Origin of the sequence: Streptomyces sp. CA-294286 (assembly GCF_050947155.1) — a bacterium.
Lineage (GTDB): Bacteria > Actinomycetota > Actinomycetes > Streptomycetales > Streptomycetaceae > Streptomyces.
Window position 1 is genome coordinate 3,024,024 of sequence record NZ_CP192005.1, and the last position, 17,931, is coordinate 3,041,954.

At 71.0% G+C, this 17,931-nt stretch carries 14 protein-coding genes and 1 tRNA gene; 10 read left to right on the top strand and 5 right to left on the bottom strand.

What is annotated here, in order from left to right:
• Position 1 precedes the first annotated feature (1 nt).
• The 5 genes from ACQPZG_RS18200 to purM all read left to right on the top strand — a co-directional run bounded on the left by ACQPZG_RS18200 (position 2) and on the right by purM (position 6,274).
• Positions 2 to 856 (top strand): M23 family metallopeptidase, encoded by an 855-nt coding sequence (locus ACQPZG_RS18200; protein WP_433549453.1) that lies wholly within the window; start codon positions 2 to 4, stop codon positions 854 to 856.
• Between the two features lie 10 nt (positions 857 to 866).
• The gene (locus ACQPZG_RS18205) at positions 867 to 1,706 is read left to right on the top strand and encodes a sterol carrier family protein (protein ID WP_433546799.1); all 840 of its coding nucleotides are present in this window, start codon (positions 867 to 869) and stop codon (positions 1,704 to 1,706) included.
• A gap of 60 nt (positions 1,707 to 1,766) precedes the next feature.
• Positions 1,767 to 2,612, top strand: coding sequence for an META domain-containing protein (locus ACQPZG_RS18210; RefSeq protein ID WP_433546800.1), 846 nt, complete (start codon positions 1,767 to 1,769; stop codon positions 2,610 to 2,612).
• A 1,011-nt stretch (positions 2,613 to 3,623) separates the two neighbouring features.
• On the top strand, positions 3,624 to 5,150 hold the full coding sequence (gene purF / locus ACQPZG_RS18215) for an amidophosphoribosyltransferase (RefSeq protein ID WP_433546801.1): 1,527 nt from the start codon (positions 3,624 to 3,626) through the stop codon (positions 5,148 to 5,150).
• 47 nt (positions 5,151 to 5,197) lie between these two features.
• The gene (gene purM, locus ACQPZG_RS18220) at positions 5,198 to 6,274 is read left to right on the top strand and encodes a phosphoribosylformylglycinamidine cyclo-ligase (RefSeq protein ID WP_433546802.1); all 1,077 of its coding nucleotides are present in this window, start codon (positions 5,198 to 5,200) and stop codon (positions 6,272 to 6,274) included.
• 112 nt (positions 6,275 to 6,386) lie between these two features.
• Here the strand turns inward: purM and ACQPZG_RS18225 are convergent, their stop codons facing one another.
• Positions 6,387 to 6,635, bottom strand: a complete 249-nt coding sequence (locus tag ACQPZG_RS18225; RefSeq protein WP_185032232.1) for a DUF3073 domain-containing protein — start codon at positions 6,633 to 6,635, stop codon at positions 6,387 to 6,389.
• A gap of 287 nt (positions 6,636 to 6,922) precedes the next feature.
• Positions 6,923 to 8,008, bottom strand: coding sequence for a Leu/Phe/Val dehydrogenase (locus ACQPZG_RS18230; RefSeq protein ID WP_433546803.1), 1,086 nt, complete (start codon positions 8,006 to 8,008; stop codon positions 6,923 to 6,925).
• A gap of 207 nt (positions 8,009 to 8,215) precedes the next feature.
• Between ACQPZG_RS18230 and ACQPZG_RS18235 the strand changes: the two genes are divergently transcribed.
• Together ACQPZG_RS18235 and bldC are read left to right on the top strand one after the other, a co-directional pair.
• Positions 8,216 to 9,058: a hypothetical protein gene (locus tag ACQPZG_RS18235; RefSeq protein WP_433546804.1), complete on the top strand. Its 843-nt coding sequence runs from the start codon at positions 8,216 to 8,218 to the stop codon at positions 9,056 to 9,058.
• 627 nt (positions 9,059 to 9,685) lie between these two features.
• A complete protein-coding gene (gene bldC, locus ACQPZG_RS18240; RefSeq protein ID WP_003949541.1) occupies positions 9,686 to 9,892 on the top strand; it encodes a developmental transcriptional regulator BldC in 207 nt (68 codons plus the stop codon).
• A 500-nt stretch (positions 9,893 to 10,392) separates the two neighbouring features.
• On the opposite strand, the gene ACQPZG_RS18245 is transcribed toward bldC, so the two are convergent.
• From ACQPZG_RS18245 to hrpA, 3 genes are all read right to left on the bottom strand, one after another.
• Positions 10,393 to 10,632, bottom strand: a complete 240-nt coding sequence (locus tag ACQPZG_RS18245) for a DUF6274 family protein (RefSeq protein ID WP_433546805.1) — start codon at positions 10,630 to 10,632, stop codon at positions 10,393 to 10,395.
• Positions 10,633 to 10,782: 150 nt separating this feature from the next.
• Positions 10,783 to 10,857: transfer RNA gene (locus ACQPZG_RS18250), tRNA-Asp, on the bottom strand.
• Between the two features lie 109 nt (positions 10,858 to 10,966).
• Positions 10,967 to 14,890, bottom strand: a complete 3,924-nt coding sequence (gene hrpA / locus ACQPZG_RS18255) for an ATP-dependent RNA helicase HrpA (RefSeq protein ID WP_433546806.1) — start codon at positions 14,888 to 14,890, stop codon at positions 10,967 to 10,969.
• 464 nt (positions 14,891 to 15,354) lie between these two features.
• Here hrpA and ACQPZG_RS18260 point away from each other — a divergent pair, with 464 nt between their 5' ends.
• The 3 genes from ACQPZG_RS18260 (at position 15,355) to ACQPZG_RS18270 (ending at position 17,829) form a co-directional block, all read left to right on the top strand.
• Positions 15,355 to 16,053: a hypothetical protein gene (locus tag ACQPZG_RS18260; protein ID WP_433546807.1), complete on the top strand. Its 699-nt coding sequence runs from the start codon at positions 15,355 to 15,357 to the stop codon at positions 16,051 to 16,053.
• 61 nt (positions 16,054 to 16,114) lie between these two features.
• On the top strand, positions 16,115 to 16,969 hold the full coding sequence (locus tag ACQPZG_RS18265; protein WP_433546808.1) for a DsbA family protein: 855 nt from the start codon (positions 16,115 to 16,117) through the stop codon (positions 16,967 to 16,969).
• Positions 16,966 to 17,829 (top strand): cytochrome c biogenesis CcdA family protein, encoded by an 864-nt coding sequence (locus ACQPZG_RS18270; RefSeq protein ID WP_433546809.1) that lies wholly within the window; start codon positions 16,966 to 16,968, stop codon positions 17,827 to 17,829. The genes ACQPZG_RS18265 and ACQPZG_RS18270 overlap by 4 nt, the downstream gene beginning before the upstream one ends.
• Positions 17,830 to 17,931: the final 102 nt, after the last annotated feature.

Sequence of the window (17,931 nt, forward strand, 5' to 3'; positions counted from 1 at the left end):
CATCACCGCACGTCGAGCCGCACTGCACCTCAGCCGCGTCCTGTGGGCGTACTTCTTCGTACAGGCGATCGCGCAGTTCTTCGTGGAGCTGCCGTACGGGTACCTGGCCGGCTGGATCCCGTGCGCCCTGGCCCTCGCGCTCAACGGCTGGCGTTTCCAGGACGCGAGGCGCCGGCGTCTCGCGCTGGGGGCTCCGGCACCCGTCGAGGTCGCCCCGCCCGTGACCGGCCGCTGGGTCGCGCTCAACAGCCCGGCGGACAAGCTGCCGAGCCACGGCACGCACACGTACGGGCAGACGTACGCGATCGACGTCCTGGCCGAGCCGGCCGGGGGAGGGCGGCCCGCGCCGGTGTGGTTCTGGCCGCTCGCCCGCCGCAACGAGGAGTTCCCCGCCTTCGGCAAGCCGCTGCTGGCCGTCGCCGACGCCGCCGTCGTGCACGCCGAGGATCGCCAGCGCGACCACCTGAGCCGCACGTCGCTCCCGGGGGTGCTGTACCTCCTCCTCGTGGAGGGCGTCGCACGGACGCTCGGCGGGCCGCGCCGCATCGTCGGCAACCACGTCGTGCTGGACCTGGGAGGCGGTACGTACGCCCTGTACGCGCACCTGCGGCGCGGTTCGCTCACCGTGCGCACAGGGGACCGGGTGGGGACGGGCCGGCCGCTCGCGCTCTGCGGGAACAGCGGCAACTCCACCGAACCGCACCTCCACTTCCAGCTGATGGACGACCCCGACCTGGAGGTGGCCCGGGGCCTGCCCTTCCGCTGGCGCGGGGTGGGGGTGCCGGCGGCGGGCGAGCCCTTCGACGTCCAGGCGGACGGGGGCACGTCCGGCGGCGTTGTCGGTGGCGCCCTCTAACCTCGTCCGTATGCCAGCGAACGCCGCGAAGAAGAAGCGCCCCCGCACCTACGACCCGGCCAGGTCCCGGGCCGCCGTCCTCGCCCAGTTCGGCCACCTGCGCACGGTGGTGGTCGGGCTGTCCGACGAGCAGCTCGCGGCGCCCGGCGGACTGGGGGACTGGTCGGTGCGGGAGCTGGCGGCGCACGTGTCCCTGGGGGTGGAGTCGGCCGTACGGGCGCTCGCGGATCCCGCGCCGGAGGGGGGCCTCCCGGGCTCGGCGACCGGGGAAGGGCCCGCGGGGAAGGCGGAAGTCGGCCTGCTGGACTGGCCGTTCGCGACCGCGGACCTGGCGGGGCGGATCGCCGAGGACACCAGGGGAGCCGCGGCGGACGCCCCCGTGGCGGAGCTGTACGCACGTGCCGCCACGATCGCTCAGGTGCTGCCGGGCGCGGACGACGAGCGGGTGGTACGCACCCGGGTCGGCACTATGCGTTTCGCGGACTTCCTCGTCACCCGCCTCGTCGAACTCGTCGTGCACAGCGACGACTTGGCGCGGGCGACCGGGGTGGCGGTGCCGTTCGACCGCCAGGCGCTGGCCGCCTGCACCCGGCTGCTCGCCGACGCCCTCGCCGCGAAGGCGCCCGGCGCGTCCACGGAGGTCCGGATCCCGCCGTTCGCGGTGGTGCAGTGCGTCGAAGGGCCGCGGCACACCAGGGGAACCCCGCCGAACGTCGTGGAGACCGATCCGCTGACCTGGATCCGGCTTGCCACAGGACGTACACAATGGGCCGAGGAAATCGCGAACGGGCAGGTCAGAGCCAGTGGAGAGCGTGCCGATCTGGTGGGGGTGCTGCCGATCATGGGCTGACGGGCGGGCCTGCGCGGGGACAAGTGGAACCGTTCGCCCCACCTGTTCCGTCACACCGGCATGCAGACGAAGCCGAAGCTCAGGACGCGGAAGATGCTGACCGTTCCCGTCACCGCCGTGGCGCTCCTGGCCCTGGGGGCCTGCGGTACGGAAACGGGTGCCGGCTCCGAAGGGAGCGGGAAGGAGGGTGGCGACGACACCGTGCAGACCGACGTGCCGCTGACCGGCGTGCGGTGGTCGGTCGAGAGCGCGACCGTGGGCGGCAAGAAGGCCCCGGCTCCGGACGGCGTCTACGTCAGGATCGACGACAAGGGCGCGGTCACCGGCCACTACGGCTGCAACTCGTTTACCGGCAAGGCCACCGTCAAGGGCGACACCGTCGACTTCGACAAGCTGCTGTCCACCCAGATCGCCTGCGAGGACCAGGACTTCGAGCTCGCGATGCGCAAGGCCCTCGAAGACCCGTTGAAGGCGGAACTCGACGACAGCCGGCTGACCCTCACCACGTCGAAGGGCGGCACGATCGCCCTCACCTCGAAGCCGGTGGAGCCGACCGCCCCCCTCACCGGAACCAAGTGGAACGTCAGCGGCTTCCAGGAGGGCGAGACGGCCAGGTCGCTCCCCGAGGGCACCGGCGGAAAGGCGTACCTGACCTTCGGCAAGGACGGTACGGTCCGCGGGCACACCGGCTGCAACTCCCTGAACGGCAGGGCCCAGCAGGGCGACGGCACGCTCGAATTCGGTCGCGTCGCCACCACCCGGATGCTGTGCCAGGGCGCCGAGGGGACGGTGGAGAAGGACCTGCTGAAGGTGCTGACGGGCAAGGTGAAGTACAGCGTGGACGGCCGCTCCCTGACCCTCACGGCAGCCGACGGCAAGGGCCTGGAGGCGAAGGCGGCGAAGTAGCCGCCGCCCTCGCACGGCTCGTACGCCGGTGGTGCAGGTCAGCCGCGCAGGCCGGCGGTGCCGGTTGGCCGCGCAGGTCGGCGGTGAAGTCCGGCCGCGCAGGTCAGCCGTGCGGGCCGACCGCGCAGGTCAGCCGTGCAGGCCGACGCCGCAGGTAGCCGTGCAGGGGCCGTGTCGTGGGCGCGCCCGCACGCCGACGCCCGGACGCCGTACGCGCGCCCCGTACGACCGGTCTGCGTGCGCCTCATACGGCCCGCACGGCGCCCGTACGGCTCTCTGCGGTGCCGGGCTCGCCCGTAGGGGCAGCGGACCGGCCGCGCTCGGGCTCGTCGGGCTCGTCGAGGGGCGGTGCTCGACGACAGCCCGTGCGCCCCCCGCACGCCGCCCGCAGCGCCGGTTCTGTACGACTTCGGCATGTTCGGCATGGCCCCGCAGAGAGACCTGCCGGGCCGCCCTTACCGGCCGCCCAGTCGGCCACCACGGGCCGCATGCATCGATGCCCCGGGAGATCCGGCCACCGGGCTTCGATCCACGCGCCCCCGCCCCCCGGCCCGTGACCCATCCCCGGATCCGGAAGCCGGAACCCGCACTGGCAGCTTCTCCCCGGCCCGGCCCGGAAGCCCGGCCGGAAACCGCGCCACCGGCCCCGAATCCGAGCCGGGACCCGTCCCACCGGCCCGGAGCCGTCCGTGCCCCCGGCCCGCGACCCGCCCCGGGCCCGGACGCCCGAACCCGCACCCACAGCCGCTCCGGCCCGGAACCCGTACCGCTACCCGCCCCACCGGCCCCGATGCGCGCGCCCGTGCCTCCGAAACGCGCTCCGGCCCGGCCCGGCCCAGCCCGGACGCCGGGCCCCGGACCGGACCCCAGCCCGCGCCCGGTCCGGACCCCGGGCCCCGGACCGGAAACCCGTCCCTGCGGCCTGCTCCAGCAGGACCGTTTCGCCCCGGGGTGTCGCCCGCCCGTATCCCCAATTCGGACCAGTGGTCGATCTCGCCTACACTCGGTGCCGTGCCTCGTGGTGATGGACGACTCAACCACGACCTGCTCCCCGGTGAGAAAGGCCCCCAGGACGCTTGCGGCGTCTTCGGTGTCTGGGCTCCCGGCGAAGAGGTCGCCAAGCTCACCTATTTCGGACTGTATGCACTGCAGCACCGCGGACAGGAATCCGCGGGAATCGCAGTAAGCAACGGGTCCCAGATCCTGGTCTTCAAGGACATGGGACTGGTCTCGCAAGTCTTCGACGAAACCTCTCTCGGCTCCCTCCAGGGCCATATCGCGGTCGGTCACGCCCGCTACTCCACCACCGGAGCCTCGGTGTGGGAGAACGCGCAGCCGACGTTCCGTGCCACCGCGCACGGCTCGATCGCGCTCGGCCACAACGGAAACCTGGTGAACACGGCACAGCTCGCCGAGCTGGTCGCCGAACTCCCCAAGGAGAACGGCCGCGCCACCCAGGTGGCCGCCACCAACGACACCGACCTGGTCACCGCGCTCCTCGCGGGCCAGACCGACGACGACGGCAAGCCGCTGACCGTCGAGGAGGCCGCCGCAAAGGTGCTCCCCCAGGTCATAGGCGCCTTCTCCCTCGTCTTCATGGACGAGGGAACGCTGTACGCGGCCCGCGACCCGCAGGGCATCCGCCCGCTGGTGCTGGGCCGTCTGGAGCGCGGCTGGGTGGTGGCCTCCGAGTCCGCCGCCCTCGACATCTGTGGTGCCGCGTACGTCCGCGAGGTCGAGCCGGGCGAGATGCTCGCGATCGACGAGAACGGCCTCCGCACCTCTCGATTCGCAGAAGCGAAGCCCAAGGGCTGTGTCTTCGAGTACGTCTACCTCGCGCGCCCCGACACCGACATCGCGGGCCGCAACGTCTATCTCAGCCGGGTCGAGATGGGCCGCAAACTGGCCGCGGAAGCTCCTGCCGAGGCCGATCTCGTCATAGCGACGCCCGAATCCGGCACCCCCGCCGCGATCGGTTACGCCGAGGCCAGCGGGATTCCGTACGGCTCCGGGCTCGTCAAGAACGCGTACGTCGGCCGGACCTTCATCCAGCCGTCCCAGACGATCCGCCAACTCGGCATCCGTCTCAAGCTCAACCCGCTCAAGGAAGTCATCAAGGGCAAGCGCCTGGTGGTCGTCGACGACTCGATCGTCCGCGGCAACACCCAGCGCGCACTGGTCAAGATGCTCCGCGAGGCGGGCGCGGCGGAGATCCACATCCGGATCTCCTCCCCGCCGGTGAAGTGGCCCTGCTTCTTCGGCATCGACTTCGCCACCCGCGCGGAGCTGATCGCCAACGGAATGACCATCGAGGAGATCGGCACCTCGCTCGGCGCCGACTCGCTGGCGTACATCTCCATCGACGGCATGATCGAGTCGACGACGATCGACAAGCCGAACCTCTGCCGCGCCTGCTTCGACGGCGAGTACCCCATGGATCTCCCCGACCCGGAGCTCCTCGGCAAGCAGCTCCTGGAGACCGAGCTCGCGGCCGGAGTGGCGAACACCGCCGCCGCCGAAGCGCTCCGTCGCCCGTAGCGGGCCCGTAGACCCTCGCTGTTCGACACGAAAGTTCTCACCTCCCCATGTCTGAGAAGTCTGAGACCACCGGTGCCAGCTACGCGTCCGCGGGCGTCGACATCGAAGCCGGCGACCGCGCCGTGGAACTCATGAAGGAGTGGGTGAAGAAGACGAAGCGGCCCGAGGTGCTGGGCGGCCTCGGCGGATTCGCCGGCCTCTTCGACGCCTCCGCCCTCAAGCGCTACGAGCGTCCGCTGCTCGCCTCCGCGACCGACGGCGTCGGCACGAAGGTCGACATCGCCCGCCGGATGGGTGTGTACGACACCATCGGCCACGACCTGGTCGGCATGGTCGTGGACGACCTCGTCGTCTGCGGCGCCGAGCCGCTGTTCATGACCGACTACATCTGCGTGGGCAAGGTGCACCCCGAGCGGGTCGCCGCCCTCGTGAAGGGCATCGCCGAGGGCTGCGTCCTCGCCGGCTGCGCCCTGGTCGGCGGCGAGACGGCCGAGCACCCGGGACTGCTCGGCCCGGACGACTTCGACGTGGCGGGCGCCGGTACCGGTGTCGTGGAGTACGACCAGCTCCTCGGCGCGGACCGGATCCGCGAGGGCGACGCCGTGATCGCGATGGCCTCCTCCGGCCTGCACTCCAACGGGTACTCGCTGGTGCGCAACGTCGTCTTCGACCGCGCGGGCTGGTCCCTGGAGCAGGAGATCGAGGAGTTCGGCCGCACTCTCGGCGAGGAGCTGCTGGAGCCCACCAAGATCTACTCGCTGGACTGCCTGGCCCTCACCCGCACCGCCGAGGTCCACGCCTTCAGCCACGTGACCGGCGGCGGCCTGGCCAACAACCTGGCCCGGGTGGTCCCCGACCATCTGCACGCCACCGTCGACCGCTCGACCTGGACCCCCGGCGCCGTCTTCGACGTCGTCGGCAGGGCCGGGAACGTCGAGCGCCTCGAACTGGAGAAGACCCTCAACATGGGCGTCGGCATGATCGCCGTCGTGCCCGAGCAGTCGGTGGACGTGGCCCTGGCCGCCCTCGCCGACCGCGGCGTCGACTCCTGGGTGGCCGGCGAAATCACCGCCCGCGGCGACCACCGCGAGGGCGCGGCCCTCACCGGCGACTACGCGAAGTAGGACGCACAGAACCCGGCCCGGGGCGCGAGCCCCGGACCGGGTCCGGTGGTCAAACGGTACTGCTCAAACCTTATGAATATGTTCGAGGTGTACGAACGCCAAAGGTGAGGCGTCAAGCGCCGCGGCGCTGCGACGAAGGTCCGGACTCATCGTCCTCGTCCTCGTCGTTGTACTGCGACGCGTACTGTGCGTACGGGTCGTCTTCCTCGTCATCGTCCTCGAACGGCTCGCCGTTAGGCGGCTGTTGCGAAGTCGAAGCGCCCAGCTCGCTGGCCAGACGCGACAGGTCGGTGCCGCCGCTGCTGTACTTCAGCTGGCGGGCGACCTTCGTCTGCTTGGCCTTTGCCCGGCCGCGCCCCATGGCTCGACCCCCTCGGTGACGGGGCTCGACGGCCCCAGAGTCTTGACACGCGTTCATGGTTGGGAACGGGCCCTCCGTGGAGAGACCGGTCCGCAGGACTTCAACGGTACCTGCTTCTTTGGCCATACGGTACGCCGCCCGCACGAGACGCCTCGAAGCACGACCGGCGAGACGTACCGTCCCCGCTGGTCAACCGCGATTTTAGCCCCTTCCTGACGCCCGACCCGCCGAGGGGGGTGAGCGATGTCTCCCCGCCCGGCGGTCCGTCCCCTCCTGGGAGCCCTCCGTCAGCGTTCGGCGCGGGCCTCGGCCATCCGCTGTTCGGCGATCCGGTCGGCCGCCGCGGCTGGAGGAACGCCATCGCTCTTCGCACGTGCGAAGATTTCCAGTGTGGTGTCGAAGATCTTCGCGGCCTTCTTCTTGCACCGGTCGAAGTCGAAGCCGTGCAGCTCGTCGGCCACCTGGATGACCCCGCCGGCGTTCACCACGTAGTCCGGCGCGTACAGGATCCCGCGGTCGGCCAAGTCCTTCTCGACGCCCGCGTGCGCGAGCTGGTTGTTGGCCGCCCCGCACACCACTCCCGCCGTCAGCACCCGCACGCTCTCGTCGTTCAGGGCGCCGCCGAGCGCGCACGGGGCGTAGATGTCCAGGCCCTCGACCCGGATCAGCGCCTCGGTGTCGGCGACCACGGTGACCTGGGGGTGCCTGTCGGTCACGCGGCGTACGGACTCCTCGCGCACGTCCGTGACGACGACCTCCGCGCCGTCCTCCAGCAGGTGCTCGACCAGGTAGTGGCCCACCTTGCCGACGCCGGCCACGCCCACCGTGCGACCGCGCAGCGTGGGATCGCCCCACAGGTGCTGGGCGCAGGCGCGCATGCCCTGGAAGACGCCGAAGGCGGTCAGTACGGAGGAGTCGCCCGCGCCGCCGTTCTCGGGGGAGCGGCCGGTCGTCCAGCGGCACTCGCGCGCCACGACGTCCATGTCCGCCACGTACGTGCCGACGTCGCACGCGGTCACGTAGCGACCGCCGAGGGAGGCGACGAAGCGGCCGTACGCCAGCAGCAGCTCCTCGGTCTTGATCTGCTCCGGGTCGCCGATGATGACGGCCTTGCCGCCGCCGTGGTCGAGACCGGCCAGCGCGTTCTTGTAGCTCATGCCGCGCGAGAGGTTCAGGGCGTCCTCCAGGGCTGCCGCCTCGCTCTCGTACGGGTAGAAGCGGGTGCCGCCCAGGCCCGGACCGAGGTCCGTGTTGTGCAGGGCGATGACGGCCTTGAGGCCGGAGGCGCGGTCCTGGCAGAGCACGACTTGCTCGTGGCCTCCCTGCTCCGAGCGGAACAGGGTGTGCAGGACGCCGTCGGAAGATGCGGTCACTGTGGTGACTCCCAAGTACGAGGCGGTGGGCCCTCTTACGGGTGGAGAGGGCCCGTTGGGCATGAGATTAGGCCCCGGGGGCAGCTCGCAAGGGCGGAGTGCCGCAGATCACCTCCTTCCGGGGGACACCGTGGGACGATTTGTTTCCGGTCGTCCGTGGCCGGACGGGCGGCCCGGTCGTGGGTCCGGTCGCAGTGAGGAGCAGGCGTGCCCCTGGCGTCATCGGTGATCGTCCCGTACGTGTCGTCCCTGCGGGTGTACGAACCGCTGGCCGCCTTCCCGGAACCGGAACGGACCCACTGGGCCCGCTACGCCCGCCGCGCCGCCCTCCCCTCCGCCCAGGACGAGCTCCGCGCCGCCCTGGCCGGTCTGCTGCCCACCCCGCCCGTCGCGGTGCCGGTGCACGAGAGCGGCGACGCGTACGTGGCCGAGGTCGACGAGGTGGTGGTGGTCTGCCCGTGGCGCACCCGGCTGCGCGGCTGGCTGGCCCTCCAGGAGGCGGCCGGGCAGTACCCGGGGCCGTTGCTGGACGCCGCGGTGCCCCCGCTCGTACGGGAGCAGGCGCGGGCCGACCACGAGCGGTGGCGGGAGCGGAACCCGGACGCGCGGCCGTGGATCAAGACCTCGGTGTGGCACGTGCCGGTGCGCTGGTTCGTCCTCTTCGAGGACCAGGAACGGGAGTACGTGAAGGGCTGTGCCGACTGCGCGCCCGTGCTGCGCTACCGGACGCCGATGGTGCAGGCGCGGCGACGGGTGGCGCGCGGGCTGCGCACGCTGCGGGAGCACACGGGCGAGGGGCCGCTGGTGTCGGGGCTGGTGGAGGTGGGGCGCTGGCTGGAGGAGTTCCACCCCCGTTCCCTCGTCGAACTGGACTACGGCGGACTGGCCCACGTACTGGACGAGACGCAGCTCGCGACGGACCGTTCGGCGGCGGACGTGGAGGCCGGGCTGGGGGCGTTGCGGGACGGCGACCCGGACGGGGCGGCGCGGGCGTACGGCAGGCTCGCGGAGCGGTGGCGGGTGGTCCGCGACCGGCAGTTCGCGAACTGAGCCCGTACCGGTTCGTTTCCGGAAGTGGGCGCATGTGTGCCGTTTTGTTCCCTCCGGGCCGTCGGAGGGCCGTGGGCAGAATGCGATTTGAGCGAAACCTGAGCTAACGGTGAACCGGACCGTGATGTGGTGCGTGAGACAGGTCGTGGGACACGTCGTGAAATAGGTGGGAGCGAGGGGGTCGGGACCTACGTCCTGATCCGGGCTTTTGTGTCAAGCGTGACGGACAGCACTAAAGCACCCCTTGCGCCCATCCCCGTCCCTCGTGTCAAAATAGGACAAGGAGTCCGGAGAGGGCTCCTTCCGTCCAACTAAGGGCGGATTGCTCGGCATTGCACTCTATGGGGGGTCTGACGACTCCTGATCGCTCTGTGACTGATCGTCACAGTGGCGTGACTGTCCGCTATGGCATGGTCCATCGGCTTCCGTCGCGGATGAACACCTCAGAGGGCAATTCCATCGGTTTGGCCCACGCGGCTGGACGGATGGTGTAGTTGTAGTGCCGAGGACAAGCCGTTCGTCCTATAACCGACTCGGCCCGCGTCCGCCATTTCGGGCAACGCGGGTCAAGGTGCAGAATTTAGAGGAAAGAACCGTGATGGTTCGGTTCTCCCGAGGAGGCCGCTCATGACCGCTCGCACCCCTGACGCCGAGCCGCTGCTGACCCCGGCTGAGGTCGCCACGATGTTCCGTGTGGACCCGAAGACGGTGACCCGCTGGGCCAAGGCAGGCAAGCTCACGTCCATCCGCACGCTGGGTGGGCACAGGCGCTACCGCGAGGCCGAGGTCCGCGCACTGCTTGCGGGTATTCCGCAGCAGCGCAGCGAGGCCTGAGGCATCGCATTACCTCGCACTACCGCTTCATCTTCTCCACCCGCAGCACCGCACCACACGCAGTGCATGGCAACACCCCCGCATTGCAGGGCACTTCGGACACGGGTCCCCCAACTCGGTCCGCCGCCCACCCCAAGCTCCACATGACCGGCACCCGCCCCAACGGGAGCCGGGTCATTGATCGCGCTGGACTCCGCCGGGTCCAGCGCGATTTTTTTGTGCCCGGGAGGGGCCTGTGTCGCCCTGTACGGCCCTGCGGCACCTCGGACTCCCGGGGGGAGGTCGCTCGTGCCCACCGGGCCGCCTGTGGCTGCCCCGGGCCGGAAGGGGGGGTCGGGGGAAAGCCGGGGGGAGTGCAATTGCATATATTAAATTGGCGGATTGTAAGGCGGGGGTAAATACCCCGACTCAAAGAACTCTTTGGGTGACACCCGTCACAGCCCCTGGTGCTTGCCGAACCGATCCTGCCACCGGGAGGAAAGCCGGTCCGGCGGCGATGGTCACGAGTCCGGAGGGCTTTCGTCCTGCAATCCCTCCCCGGTCGCGGGCCGGCTCCCGGCGGGCCGGTGCGGGGAGTCCGGGTCCTCGGGGGTCCGGGTGTCCGGCTCCGGTTCCATCGCGAGCCGCAGCAGCTTGCGGCAGACCGGACAGTGCTCCGTGCGGTGCCGGTAGCCGGTGGCTGCGGACAGGTGGGCGCGCAGCAGTGCCCGCGTCGCGTGCCGTGCGGTGGGAGCCGTCACTCGTCACCTCCCGATCCCCTGATGTCCGGGGTACCGGTGGCAGATGCCCGCGTCAAGACGCGGGGAGGGACCGGTCCGAAGGGCCGGGTCGGGACGGGGCACACGCGCCGAGGCCCGCATCCGGTGCGGATGCGGGCCTCGAACTTACTGCGGTCCTGACGGGATTTGAACCCGCGGCCTCCACCTTGACAGGGTGGCGAGCACTCCAAACTGCTCCACAGGACCTTGATTCGCAGCCGTTCACTCCACTTGCGCGGTGTGTGCGTGTTGCTGCGAGACAGACTGTACAGCAGGTCAGAGGGTGCAGTCGAACCAGCTTCGAAGCGGCTCCCCGTTACGGGACGGCCGCGTCGATCGCCTTCACGATGCGCTTGTCGGAGACCGGGTACGCCGTGCCCAGCGCGTGCGCGAAGTAGCTGACCCGCAGCTCCTCGATCATCCAGCGGATCTCCCGTACCTCCTGCGGAACGGGCCTGCCCTGCGGCAGTTGTTCCAGCAGCCAGGCGTACTCGTCCTGCATCTCGTGGACCTTCTCCATGCGCGCGGTGTCGCGCTGGGCGCCGGTCGGCATCTGCTGGAGGCGGCGGTCGGCGGCCACGAGGTAACGCATCAGGTGCGGCAGCCGCTTGAGGCCGGTCCTCGTCACGAACCCGGCCGGCATCAGGGCGTCCACTTGCTTGCGCACGTCCGCGAGGTTGGGCAGCAGCACGGGGCTCTTCGTGGACTTCAGACGGCGCTCGCAGGCCTGCCAGGCGGCGAGCACCTGCTGGACCTGGTGCACGGTCCGCACGGTCGCGTCGACGAGGTCGGCGCGCACCTTGTCGTACAGCTTCCGGAACGACTCCTCGTCCCAGGCGGGGCCGCCGTGGTCGGCGATCAGCTTGTCCGTCGCGGCCGTCGCGCAGTCGTCGAAGAGGGCCTGGATGGAGCCGTGCGGGTTGCTGGAGAGGGCCAGCTTCTGCTGGTTGGTGAGCTTGTCGGAGGCGAACTTGGCGGGGTTCACGGGGATGTTGAGCAGGATGAGGCGGCGGGTGCCGGCCCACATCGCCTGCCGCTGCTCGGCCTCGGTGTCGAAGAGCTGCACGGAGACCGAGGCGCCCTTGTCGACGAGCGCCGGATACGCCTTCACCGGCTGTCCGGCGCGCTTGGTCTCGAAGACCTTGGTCAGCGTGCCGATGGTCCAGTCGGTGAGGCCGGTGCGCTCGATGGTCTCGCCGCCGGAGCGTTCCGCCGTCGCGGCAGCCGCCTTGGAGAGCGCCTGGCGGGCCTTGGGGCGCAGTTGCAGCCGCAGGGCCTCCAGGTCCTTGTCCTCGGCGAGCTTCTTGCGCCGCTCGTCGACGATCCGGAACGTGATCCTGAGGTGGTCCGGAATGCGCGAGAGGTCGAAGTCGGCGGGGGAGACGGGCACCCCGACCATCTTCTGGAGCTCGCGGGCGAGCGTGAAGTGGATCGGCTCCTGCAACGGAACCGCCCGGTCCAGGAACCTCTGCGCATAGTTCGGCGCGGGCACGTAGTGCCGGCGGACCGGCTTCGGCAGCGACCGGATCAGCTCGGTGACGACCTCCTCGCGCAGCCCCGGGATCTGCCAGTCGAAGCCCTCGTCGGTGACCTGGTTGAGCACCTGGAGCGGAATGTGGACGGTCACGCCGTCCGCGTCCGCGCCCGGCTCGAACTGGTAGGTCACCCGGAACTTCAGCGGGCCCTGCCGCCAGGAGTCCGGGTAGTCGTCCTTGGTGACCCCCGCGGCCTTCTCGTTGATGAGCATCTCGCGCTCGAAGTCGAGGAACTCGGGCTCCTCGCGCTTCTTGTGCTTCCACCACGAGTCGAAGTGCGCGCCGGAGACGACGTGTTCGGGGATGCGCTGGTCGTAGAAGTCGAAGAGGGTCTCGTCGTCCACCAGGATGTCGCGGCGGCGGGCGCGGTGCTCCAGCTCCTCGACCTCGGTCAGCAGCTTGCGGTTGTCGGCGAAGAACTTGTGGTGGGTGCGCCAGTCGCCCTCGACGAGCGCGTTGCGGATGAACAGGTCGCGGGAGACCTCGGCGTCGATCCGGCCGTAGTTCACCTTCCGCTGCGCGACGATCGGCACCCCGTACAGCGTGACGCGCTCGTACGCCATGACGGCCGCCTGGTCCTTCTCCCAGTGCGGTTCGCTGTACGTGCGCTTGAGGAGGTGCTGGGCGAGCGGCTCGATCCACTCCGGCTCGACCTTGGCGTTGACCCGGGCCCACAGCCGGGAGGTCTCCACCAGCTCGGCCGACATGATGAACCGGGGCTGCTTCTTGAACAGCGCGGACCCGGGGAAGATCGCGAACTTGGCGTTCCGTGCGCCCAGGTACTCGTTCTTGTCGGTGTCCTTGAGCCCGATGTGGGAGAGGAGACCGGCGAGGAGGGAGGTGTGGACGGAGGTCTCCGGCGCGTCCTCCTCGTTCGGGTGTATTCCCATCTGCTTGGCGACGGACCGCAGCTGGGCGTAGATGTCCTGCCACTCCCTGATCCGCAGGAAGTTCAGGTACTCCTGCTTGCACATCCGCCGGAACGAGGACGAGCCGCGCTCCTTCTGCTGCTCCCGGATGTACCGCCACATGTTCAGGAACGACAGGAAGTCGGACGTCTCGTCCTTGAACCGGGCGTGGTTCTGGTCCGCCTGCTGCTGCTTCTCGACGGGGCGCTCACGCGGGTCCTGGATGGAGAGCGCGGCGGCGATCACCATGACTTCCCGTACGCAACCGTTCTTGTCGGCCTCCAGGACCATGCGCGCCAGACGCGGGTCGACGGGCAGCTGGAACAGCTTGCGCCCCTGCTCCGTCAGCCGCTTCTTCGGGTCCTTCTCGTTCGGGTCGAGTGCCCCGAGCTCCTGGAGGAGCTGCACGCCGTCACGGATGTTGCGGTGGTCCGGCGGGTCGATGAACGGGAACTTCTCGATCTCTCCGAGCCCCGCGGCGGTCATCTGGAGGATGACGGAGGCGAGGTTCGTGCGGAGGATCTCCGCGTCCGTGAACTCGGGACGGCTGAGGAAGTCGTCCTCGGAGTACAGCCGGATGCAGATGCCGTCCGACGTACGCCCGCAACGCCCCTTGCGCTGGTTGGCGCTCGCCTGACTGATCCGCTCGATGGGCAGCCGCTGGACCTTGGTGCGGTGGCTGTAGCGGGAGATGCGGGCGGTGCCCGGGTCGATGACGTACTTGATGCCCGGGACGGTCAGCGAGGTCTCGGCGACGTTGGTGGCCAGGACGATGCGTCGGCCCGTGTGGCGCTGGAAGACACGGTTCTGCTCGGCGTGCGAGAGGCGCGCGTAGAGGGGGAGCACCTCGGTGTGGCGCAGATTCCGCTTGGTGAGGGCGTCGGCCGTGTCGCGGATCTCCCGCTCCCCGGAGAGGAAGACGAGGACGTCGCCGGGGCCTTCGGCCTGGAGCTCGTCCACGGCGTCCGCGATGGCGGTGATCTGGTCGCGGTCCGAGTCGTCGCCCTCCTCCTCCAGCAGCGGCCGGTAGCGGACCTCGACGGGGTACGTACGGCCGCTCACCTCCACGATCGGCGCGTCGCCGAAGTGCCGGGAGAAGCGCTCGGGGTCGATGGTCGCGGAGGTGATCACGACCTTGAGGTCGGGGCGCCGGGGGAGGAGCTGGGCGAGGTATCCGAGCAGGAAGTCGATGTTGAGGGAACGCTCGTGGGCCTCGTCGATGATGATCGTGTCGTACGCGCGCAGCTCGCGGTCCGTCTGGATCTCGGCGAGCAGGATGCCGTCCGTCATCAGCTTCACGAAGGTCGCGTCCTGGTTCACCTGGTCGGTGAAGCGGACCTTCCAGCCGACGGCCTCGCCCAGCGGCGTCCTCAACTCGTCCGCGATGCGCTCCGCCACCGTGCGGGCGGCGATGCGGCGGGGCTGGGTGTGGCCGATCATGCCCTTCACGCCGCGGCCCAGCTCCATGCAGATCTTCGGAATCTGCGTCGTCTTGCCGGAGCCGGTCTCGCCCGCGACGATCACGACCTGGTGGTCGCGTATCGCCTCGGCGATGTCGGCCTTCTTCTGGCTGACGGGGAGGGACTCGGGGTACGTGATCGTGGGCACGCGGGCGGCGCGGGCCGCCACTCTGCGGGCGGACTTCTCCGCCTCGGCGGCGATCTCGTCCAGGACCGACTGCCGGGCCTCCGGCTTGCGGATGCGACGGGCGCCTTCGAGTCGGCGGCCGAGGCGGTGGGCGTCACGGAGCGAGCTCTGGGCGAGGGTGGCCTGGAGGTCGGCGAAGGAAGTAGACATACCTGGTTCAGGATCTCACTTCGCGGTGAGGTGTGGCGAACCGATTTCCGGGGCGGGGCGGGACGGGGCGGGATGGGACGGGGGTGCATGCGCGTACGGGGGCGGGGGCGTGCGCGTACAGGGGGCGGGGCGTGCGCCTGCGGGGGCGTGCGCCTACCGGGGGGCGTGCGCGTACGGGGGTGGCTGGGCGTAGGGCGAGGGGGGCACCTCCGGTGGGGGGCCGCCCCCTTGCCCGCCCGTTCCGCCCCCGGGGGGCGGCCCCGCCGCCCAAGGGGGCTCACGGGACGCGGAGCCCTCCAGCCCGTCCGGCGTTCGAGGACGCGCGGCGGAGCCGTGCAGGGGTCCGGGGCGCAGGCCACCGCAACCCCCTGCGGCGGCGAGCGGCACGTACCCTCGTGGGCGGGCGGAATGCCGCCCACCGCAACGACAGAAACTCCGCCGCCCCGCTCCGGAAAGGCCCCGCCGTGTCCCTCGCCGCGCCGCACGCGCACTGGCGCCGACTGCTGGCTGTCGCCGCCGTCGTGCTGGGCGTGCTCGGCGTGCTCTGCGGTCCGGCGGCACCACAGGCCGTGCCCGCCCCGGCAGCGGCGCGCACGGCGACGACGGAGCACACGGTACCGGCGGCGGCGCGCACAGTGACGGCGACGCCCAAGCCCACGGCCCCCGCACTGGCGCGCACAGCGACGGCGACGCCCAAGCCCACGGCCCCCGCACCGGCGCGCACAGTGCCGGCGACGACGGAGCACACGGTACCGGCGGCGGCGCGCACAGTGGCGCGCACGGCGATGGCGGCGGCGACACCGAGGGCGGATCCCACGGTCCCGGCAGATGCGCGCACAGTGCAGGCGACGGCTGCCCGGCCCGCGACCGCGACGGCCGAGCCCACCGCCCCCGCGGCGCAGCCCCCCGCCCCCGCGGCGCCCGCCGCCTCCGCCCCCGTGCCCGGCTGCCACGACCGTGCCCCCGCGGACGGCACCGCCGCCCCCGCCGCCCCTGTCAGGCCCTCCACCGCGTACGAGCTGCTGCCCGCCCTCTTCGAGGCGCGCGGGGCCGTCGGCGGCTGGGGGCCGGAACAGGGCCTCGTACCGCAGCACGTCAGGCGTGCCCCGCCTTCGGCCGGTCCGCCGACCCCTGTGGATCTCTCCGTACTCCTGCGCGTCTAGGGAGCGGGCTCCGCCCGCGTTCCCGCACTCCCTCTCGTACCGCCAGGAGAAGAACACCCCCATGTCCCACCCCCCGCAGCCCCAGAAGTCCGGCAAGTCCCCGCAGTCCCCGAAGCCTGCGAAGACCCCGAAGTCCTCGCAGTCCGGCAAGTCCGGCCAGACCGCCAAGCGCGGCCGTGGCGTCCTCATCGGTGCCGGGGTCGCCACCGCGGCCGTCCTGCTCGGGCTCGCCTCGTACTCCGCGACGAAGCCCGCGGACCGCGACGACACGCCCGCCGCCGTCGCCACCGGCCCCTCGGCCGCCCCCGACGCGGCCGGGCCCCAGGGAGACGGCGCCTACCCGGAGCTGGAGAAGCTCGCCCGCCGTACCGAGGGCGACCCTCTCGCGCAGGGGAAGGCGGACGCGCCCGTCGTGCTCGTGGAGTACGCCGACTTCAAGTGCGGCTACTGCGGCAAGTTCGCCCGCGACACCGAGCCGGACCTGGTGAAGAAGTACGTCGAGAAGGGCGTTCTGCGCATCGAGTGGCGCAACTTCCCGATCTTCGGCGAGGAGTCCGAAGCCGTCGCGCGCGCCGCCTGGGCAGCCGGGCAGCAGGGCGAGTTCTGGCGCTTCCACCAGGCGGCGTACGCCGAGGGCGCCAAGGAGAAGGGGTACGGGAAGGACCGGCTGACGGCGCTCGCGAAGGAGGCCGGGGTGAAGGACCTCGACAGGTTCACCGCCGACTCCGACGGCGCGCAGGCCCGCGCCGCCGTGAAGAAGGACCAGGAGGAGGCGTACCGGCTCGGCGCGACCTCCACCCCCTCCTTCCTGGTCAACGGCCGTCCGATCGCCGGCGCCCAGCCCGAGGAGGTCTTCCACCAGGCCATCGAGGCCGCGGCGGACCGGGCCGGGAAGTCCGGGGCGAAGCAGCGGTGACCGCGGACATCGGTTACTTCGCCGCCTTCCTCGGCGGCCTGCTCGCGCTCGTCAGCCCGTGCAGCGCCCTGCTGCTGCCCGCCTTCTTCGCGTACTCGATCGACTCCACGTCCCGCCTGCTGGCCCGTACCGGCATCTTCTACGCGGGCCTGGCGACCACGCTCGTCCCGCTGGGGGCGGCCGGTTCGTACGCCGGAAGGTTCTTCTACGGCAACCGGGACCTGCTCGTCACCGTCGCGGGCTGGGTGATCATCGCGCTCGGCGTCGCGCAGATCCTCGGCATGGGCTTCGCCTCGAAGAAGATGGCCGAACTCTCCGGCCGCATCCGTCCCACCACCGCCCTGTCCGTCTACGCCCTCGGCGCGGTCTACGGGCTCGCCGGTTTCTGCGCGGGGCCGATCCTCGGCAGCGTCCTCACCGTCGCCGCCGTCAGTGGCAGCCCGGTCTACGGGGGTCTGCTGCTCGCCGTCTACGCACTCGGCATGGCGGTCCCGCTCTTCCTCCTCGCCCTGCTCTGGGAGCGTTTCGAGCTGGGACGCCGCCGTTGGCTCCGCGGTCGCACGCTCGCCCTGGGGCGCTTCGAACTCCACACCACGTCGCTGCTTTCGGGGCTGTTCTTCGTCGCCCTGGGCGTCCTGTTCCTCCGCTTCGACGGCGCGACCGCGCTGCCCGGCCTGCTCGACGTCGACGACTCGTTCGCCGTGGAGCAGTGGGCGAGCGGGCTCGGCGAAGCGGTCCCGGACTGGGTGCTGCTGGCGACGGTGGTGGCCGTGGTGGGAGTGGTGTTCGTGGTGCGGGGGGTGCGTGGCCGGGGCGGTACGGAGACCCCCGACGCGGACAGCCTGCCGCATGACGCGTGAGGGACGCCCACCCCCGCAGCCGGTCGCGCCCGGGCCGGCGGCGGGAGGCGGGCGGTGACCGTCGCTGGAGACCGGCCGCAGATGCCGGCCTTGGAGTTGGAG

Bases quoted from the DNA above. Each gene is read 5' to 3' on its own strand.
- ACQPZG_RS18205 (WP_433546799.1), top strand. From the start codon at position 867: ATGCCAGCGAACGCCGCGAAGAAGAAGCGCCCCCGCACCTACGACCCG.
- ACQPZG_RS18210 (WP_433546800.1), top strand. From the start codon at position 1,767: ATGCAGACGAAGCCGAAGCTCAGGACGCGGAAGATGCTGACCGTTCCC.
- purM (WP_433546802.1), top strand. From the start codon at position 5,198: ATGTCTGAGAAGTCTGAGACCACCGGTGCCAGCTACGCGTCCGCGGGC.
- ACQPZG_RS18225 (WP_185032232.1), bottom strand. From the start codon at position 6,635: ATGGGGCGCGGCCGGGCAAAGGCCAAGCAGACGAAGGTCGCCCGCCAG.
- bldC (WP_003949541.1), top strand. From the start codon at position 9,686: ATGACCGCTCGCACCCCTGACGCCGAGCCGCTGCTGACCCCGGCTGAG.
- hrpA (WP_433546806.1), bottom strand. From the start codon at position 14,890: ATGTCTACTTCCTTCGCCGACCTCCAGGCCACCCTCGCCCAGAGCTCG.
- ACQPZG_RS18265 (WP_433546808.1), top strand. From the start codon at position 16,115: ATGTCCCACCCCCCGCAGCCCCAGAAGTCCGGCAAGTCCCCGCAGTCC.